This window comes from Intrasporangium sp. (assembly GCF_036566125.1).
GTDB lineage: Bacteria > Actinomycetota > Actinomycetes > Actinomycetales > Dermatophilaceae > Intrasporangium.
The window spans coordinates 1-5,580 of sequence record NZ_DATCWX010000136.1 but is presented as its reverse complement, the minus strand read 5'-3'; the positions used below and the strand labels follow the sequence as shown (position 1 = coordinate 5,580).

The 5,580-nt window shown below is 70.9% G+C and carries 4 protein-coding genes; 3 read left to right on the top strand and 1 reads right to left on the bottom strand.

The window, feature by feature from the left end:
- The first annotated feature begins 349 nt into the window (after positions 1-349).
- Both VIR15_RS07935 and VIR15_RS07930 read left to right on the top strand, forming a co-directional pair.
- The gene (locus tag VIR15_RS07935; protein ID WP_331926934.1) at positions 350-1,486 is read left to right on the top strand and encodes an MFS transporter; all 1,137 of its coding nucleotides are present in this window, start codon (positions 350-352) and stop codon (positions 1,484-1,486) included.
- A gap of 274 nt (positions 1,487-1,760) precedes the next feature.
- Positions 1,761-2,495, top strand: coding sequence for a GAF and ANTAR domain-containing protein (locus VIR15_RS07930; protein ID WP_331926933.1), 735 nt, complete (start codon positions 1,761-1,763; stop codon positions 2,493-2,495).
- Between the two features lie 72 nt (positions 2,496-2,567).
- Here VIR15_RS07930 and VIR15_RS07925 read toward each other — a convergent pair whose 3' ends face one another.
- A complete protein-coding gene (locus VIR15_RS07925) occupies positions 2,568-3,479 on the bottom strand; it encodes a maleylpyruvate isomerase family mycothiol-dependent enzyme (RefSeq protein ID WP_331926932.1) in 912 nt (303 codons plus the stop codon).
- Positions 3,480-3,505: 26 nt separating this feature from the next.
- Here VIR15_RS07925 and VIR15_RS07920 point away from each other — a divergent pair, with 26 nt between their 5' ends.
- On the top strand, positions 3,506-5,545 hold the full coding sequence (locus tag VIR15_RS07920; RefSeq protein WP_331926931.1) for a bifunctional copper resistance protein CopD/cytochrome c oxidase assembly protein: 2,040 nt from the start codon (positions 3,506-3,508) through the stop codon (positions 5,543-5,545).
- The last annotated feature ends 35 nt before the right edge of the window (positions 5,546-5,580 follow it).

The following is a 5,580-nucleotide window of genomic DNA, read 5'->3' as shown; positions in this document are numbered from 1 at the left end:
TGGCCACGGACCCCGACCTCGCGCGGCGTCTCGTCCGCAGCTTCCGGCGCGAGACCGTTCCCGGCGGAGTCGCCTGGGACGTCGCCGTGGAGCTCGAGCGCTCGCCCCAGATGTGGTCGCTGCGGCGCAAGCACGGTCCGGCGACGGAGCGGCTGCCCCACGACCCCGTGGCCTAGCCGCACGGAGGCGACGAGTCGATCAGTTGCCGGGCGTGCAACGATGGCTCGGGCCACGAGCCCACCAGCCTCCACCCGACCAGCCCTCCACCCGACTCCAGGAAACCGTATTGCTCTCGTCGTACCGACCGCTGTTCGAGGTGCCGGGGGCACGCACCTTCATCATCGGGGGGATGACCGCGCGCTCGGCCGGGGCGATGTTCGCCGTCGCCACCGTGGCGATGGTCGCGTCACGCCGCGGCTCCTACGAGCTCGCCGGGGCGGTCATGGCGACCGGTCTCATCGCCCTGGCGGTCGCAGCCCCGATCACCGGGCGGCTCGTCGATCGCTACGGGCAGCGGCGGGTCGCCGTGCCCTTCTTCATCTGGTCGGGCTTCTGGGCGGCCCTGACGATGATCGCGTCGTGGCGAGGCTGGCCGGCATGGATCCTGTTCATCACCTTCCCTCTGTGCGCCATCATCCCCAACCTCGGCACCATGGCGCGGGCCAGGTGGTCGCACATCTTCGCCCATGAGCCGCGCAAGCTGCACACGGCGATGTCCTTCGAGCAGGTCATGGAGGAGGTCACCTTCGTCATCGGGCCGGTCCTCGCGATCTGGCTCTCCACGTCGGTCTTCCCCGAGGCGGGATTCCTCTTCGCAACGATCTGCTACGCGATCGGGGTGCTCGTCTTCGTCTCGGCGCGCTCGACGGAGCCGCCGGTCGTGCCGCACCACGAGCGTCCCCACGGGCGAGCTCACGACAACCCCGGAATCCTCCCGCTCGCGTTCATCATGGTCATGACCGGCGTCATCTTCGGCGTCAACGAGGTGGTCACCCTGGCCGTGGCCCAAGAGGCGGGGCACAGCAACGCCGCCGGTGCGATCCTGGCTCTCTTCGCCACCGGCTCGGCCCTCTCAGGGCTCGTCTTCGGGCAGATCTCGCACGGCCGCAACCTGCTCAAACTCCTCATTGCGGGCACCTTCGGGATGATGGTGCTGGAGGCGCCGGTCCTGCTCGCGGGCAACCTCTGGGTCCTCGCCGCCATCATGTTCGTGGCGGGCATCGCGACCGCGCCCACGCTCATCACCACGATGAACCTCATCGAGCGCATCGTCCCGAGGGCGCAGATCAACGAGGGCATGACCATCGTCCTCACCGGGCTCATCATCGGGATCGCGGTCGGGTCGGCCGTCTCGGGCGCCGTCATCGACCGGGTCGGCTCGCGCCAGGGTTACTGGGTCGCCGTCCTTGCCGCGGCGGCCGCCTTCCTCATGGCGCTGGGCACGCGCACGTTCCTCTCCCGGCGCGAGATGGCCAACCTTCGGTAAACCCCGCCACCCCGTCGGCGGCCACGTGCAGCGGGTGCCGGCTCAGCGGCATACGTCTGCCGTATGCCGCTGAGCTCGCTCCCGCGCGCCCCGGCCGTGCACGCCGATCGAGTGAACAAGATTTGGGCGGCCCCTTCACAAATCCTGTTCACTCGATCAGGGGCGGGGTGTTTGATTTCGTATGCCGCTGAGCTCGCTCGCCGCGCCCGTGGCGCGGGTGCCACAGATCCTTCGGGGGGTCCTAAGCGAGTCGAGACGTGCGAGGATGGCGGGCGTGAACGACGTCCCCACCGACGACGCGACCCGGGAGACCTTCGTCCGCCTCTCCGGGCTGATCTACGCCGACGCCGGCGAAGCCGCGATCCATCAGTCGATCGTCGACGCAGCACGCCGGCTCGTCGACGGGTGCGAGCGGTCCTCGCTCATGCTCCGTCAACGGGGCCAGTTCCTCACCGCGGCGGCGACCGACGACATCGCGGCGAGGGTGGATGAGATCGAGAGGGAGGAACGCGAGGGACCGTGCCTCGACGCGATCCTCGACGAGGCCTACCAGCACGACACCGACCTGACGGCCGGCACGAGCCCGTGGCCGCGATTCACGGAGCGCGTCGTCAAGGAGACTCCCGTGCGCTCGGCGATCGGCTACCGTCTCCTGCTCGACGGCGGCAAGGTCGGCGCGCTCAACATCTTCGCCGACGAGCCGGGGTGCCTGACCGAGCGGTCGGCCGACCAGGGCGCAGTGCTCGCCTCGTTCGCGTCTGTCGCGCTCATGGCGCTGCGCGCCCGGGAGGAGGCGGCGACGCTGCGGCTCGGGCTGCAGAGCAACCGCGAGATCGGCAAGGCGGTCGGCCTGCTCATGGCCGCGCACCGGGTCGATGCGCAGGAGGCGTTCGAGCTGCTCCGGCGCACGTCGCAGGACCTCAACATGAAGCTCACCCACGTGGCCGAGCAGGTGGTGCGGGGGCAGGAGAGCCAGTACGGCGGGAAGGTGCCTCCGAGCCGGAACTGACGCGCCAAGCCGCAGGCGTTCGCCGTCCCCGCCCCGGGGGACGTCACGAGTCGCTCCCAGCGGGTGGGAGGCTCAGTTGGGGAGGCTGTTGCCCGCCTGTGGGGCACCCGCAGAGCCGCGCGACGGCGACAGCAGGTCCAAGGCGTCGAGCACCCGGCGTGCGGTGTCCGTGTCACCGGTGACGGTGCAGTGGATCTCGTCTGTCGCGCGACGGCCCGCAGCACGGCGGGTCAACGCCTCGGTCGTCAGCTGTATGGTCGTCACGTCGAGCGGCTCCTCGCCCTCCGGGCGGTCCTGACCGCTGAAGAGCCCCTCACCCTGGGGCTCGCCATGTTTGTCCTCGACGACCCGGGCGCCGCCCCTGGCGAGGACCGGACCGGTGACGTCGAAGACGATGCCGTGGCCCGGCTGGATCCGGGCGTCGCGCACGGCGATGAGCGGCAGTGCGTCGATGATCGCGGACGTGAACACCGCCGCGGCCGGTGAGTCGAGGTCGCCCGGGCGGTCGAGCGCCGTGCGGAGGTCCTGCTCATGCACCCACGTGTCCGTGATCTGCGCGCGGAGCTGGTCACCGAAGGTGGTGTGCTCCCGGAAGAACCCGGCGATCTCCGTCTCGAGGGTCAGGTCGAGGGACCGGAGCTGTGACATCCGGTGCTGGTGGAAGTCTGCGAGCTCGGAGACGACGCTGCGGCCGGTCCACTGCCTGCGGGCCGCGACCTCGACGTCGACGATGCGGTCGAACTGGCCGCGGACGTCGCTGGGGTTCGGCGGGTTGAGCGGCTCCCGAGGCAGCGCCGCGAAGGCCTTCTCCGTCGCCACGACGTGGACGAAGTGGTCCTTGACGGTCCATCCGGGGTTCTCGGTCGACTTGTCGAAGTCGTCCTCGCGGCAGGCCCAGCCCAGGTCGACGATTGCCTGGACCACCTGCTCGAAGGCGTCGAGCAAGCCGCCAAGGTCGTCAGGTGCGGCCGGGTGCAGAGGCATGACCCCAGAGTACTTACGCTGGAGCCATGCCCTCGCCCGCCCGTCCCGTCGCCGCTGTCCGGTCCCTGGGTCCCTGGGCCGTGGCGCTCGTCGTGCTCGCCGGGCTGGGGACCAGCGTGCTCGCCGCGTCCTTGAGCGGTGCCGTCGCGCCGCCGCCGGGTGGCCTCAGCGACGCAGGGCCGGTGGTGCGCTGGGCGCTCCCGCTCGTTCGACTCGTGCACGACGTCGCCGCGGCCCTCACGGTGGGCACCCTGGTGCTGGCGGCCACCATGGTCCCGGGGGCGACGCGACGGGCGTCGGCGGCCCTCGAGGAGCCGCGCCGGGCCGCAGCCTTCCGGATCGCCACCGCGTCGGCCTTCGTCTGGGCGATCGCAGGGGTCGTCGTCGTCCTCTTCACGTTCGCTGATGCGTCGGGGCTTTCTCTCGGCGATCCCCTCTTTGCGTCGAAGCTGCTGGGCTCGGTGTGGGCGATCGACACGCTGCGGATCGGCCTCATCTCGGCGATGGCGGCGTTCGTCGTGGCCTCCGGAGCGGCCGTCGCCCGGGCGCGATCGGTCGCCGTCGCGCTCTCGGTCGTCGCCCTCTTCGGCATCGCCGTCCTCGGGTTGACCGGGCACGCGGGCGGGTCCTCCGACCACGAGACGGCGGTCAACGCGATGGGGGTGCACCTGCTGAGCGCCACCCTGTGGACCGGGGGACTGCTCGCCCTCATCGTGCTGCGGCCCCGGCTGGGCGCCGCCCTGCCCGTGGTCGTCCGCCGCTACTCCACGGTCGCCCTGTGGGCGTTCATCGCGCTCGGCGCCTCCGGAGTGTTGGCCGCCACCACCCGGTTCGACAGGATCGCGGACCTGACGACGCCCTACGGGATCATCGTCATGCTCAAGGCAGCCGCGCTCGTGCTGCTCGGCTTCGCCGGATGGTGGCACCGGAGAGTCACGATCGATGCCCTCGAGCGAGAGCGACCCGACGGGTCGGGGCAGAGCAGGCCCTTCCTGCGACTTGCCGTCGGTGAGGTCGTCGTCATGGGACTGGCGTTCGGTCTGGCCACGGCGCTGGCCCGGACCGAGCCGCCGGTGCCCGAGACGCTGCCGAACCCGACCCCGGCCCTTGCGCTCACGGACTTCCCCGAGCCACCTGCGCCGACGGCGCTGTCGTGGGTCACGGCCTGGCGGGTCGACTGGCTCTTCCTCGCGGTGGCGTTGCTCGCCATCGGGCTCTACGTCGCCGGTGTCGTCCGGCTGGCACGGCGAGGGGACCGCTGGCCCGTGCTGCGGACGGTCAACTGGATCCTCGGCTGGCTCGTCCTCGTCTGGGCGACGAGCGGCGTGCTCGGCATCTACGGCAGGGTCGCCTTCTCCTGGCACATGACGCTGCACATGATCGAGGCGATGGTCGTCCCGATCCTCCTCGTCCTCGGGGCTCCAGTCACCCTCGCCCTCCGGGCGTTGCGCAAACGCGCCGACGGCACCCTGGGACCCCGCGAGCTGCTGCTCGGTGTCGTCCACTCGCCGTACCTCAAGGTCGTGGGCAACCCGATCTTCGCCGCCGCCTTCTTCTTCATGAGCCTCGTCGTCTTCTACTGGACGGGTCTGTTCGAGCTGGCGCTGACGACGCACACCGGACACCTCGTCATGACGGTCCACTTCCTCATGGCGGGGTACCTGTTCGCGTGGGTGCTCGTCGGCATCGATCCCGGCCCGCCGAAGTGGAGCCCGGCGCTGCGCCTCATCGTGCTCTTCGCGACGATCGCGTTCCACGCCTTCTTCGGGGTGTCCATCATCAGCGGGACGACCCTGCTCGCCCCGGACTTCTTCACGACGATCAACGTGTCGTGGATCGACGACCCCCTGGCCGACCAGCGCAACGGCGGCGCCATCGCCTGGGCCATCGGGGAACTTCCCGCGCTCGTGCTGGCACTGCTCGTGGCCACGCAGTGGGCCCGCGCCGACAAGAGGGAGGGCCGGCGCCGCGACCGGCGTGCGGACCGGGACGGCGATGCCGAGCTGGCCGCGTACAACGAGCAGCTGGCCCGACTCGCCGAGCGCGACCGCACCAACCAGCCCTGATGGCCCGGGCCCCGCACGCCCCGCCTGCCGGCCTC

Bases quoted from the DNA above. Each gene is read 5' to 3' on its own strand.
- VIR15_RS07935 (WP_331926934.1), top strand. From the start codon at position 350: ATGACCGCGCGCTCGGCCGGGGCGATGTTCGCCGTCGCCACCGTGGCG.
- VIR15_RS07925 (WP_331926932.1), bottom strand. From the start codon at position 3,479: ATGCCTCTGCACCCGGCCGCACCTGACGACCTTGGCGGCTTGCTCGAC.
- VIR15_RS07920 (WP_331926931.1), top strand. From the start codon at position 3,506: ATGCCCTCGCCCGCCCGTCCCGTCGCCGCTGTCCGGTCCCTGGGTCCC.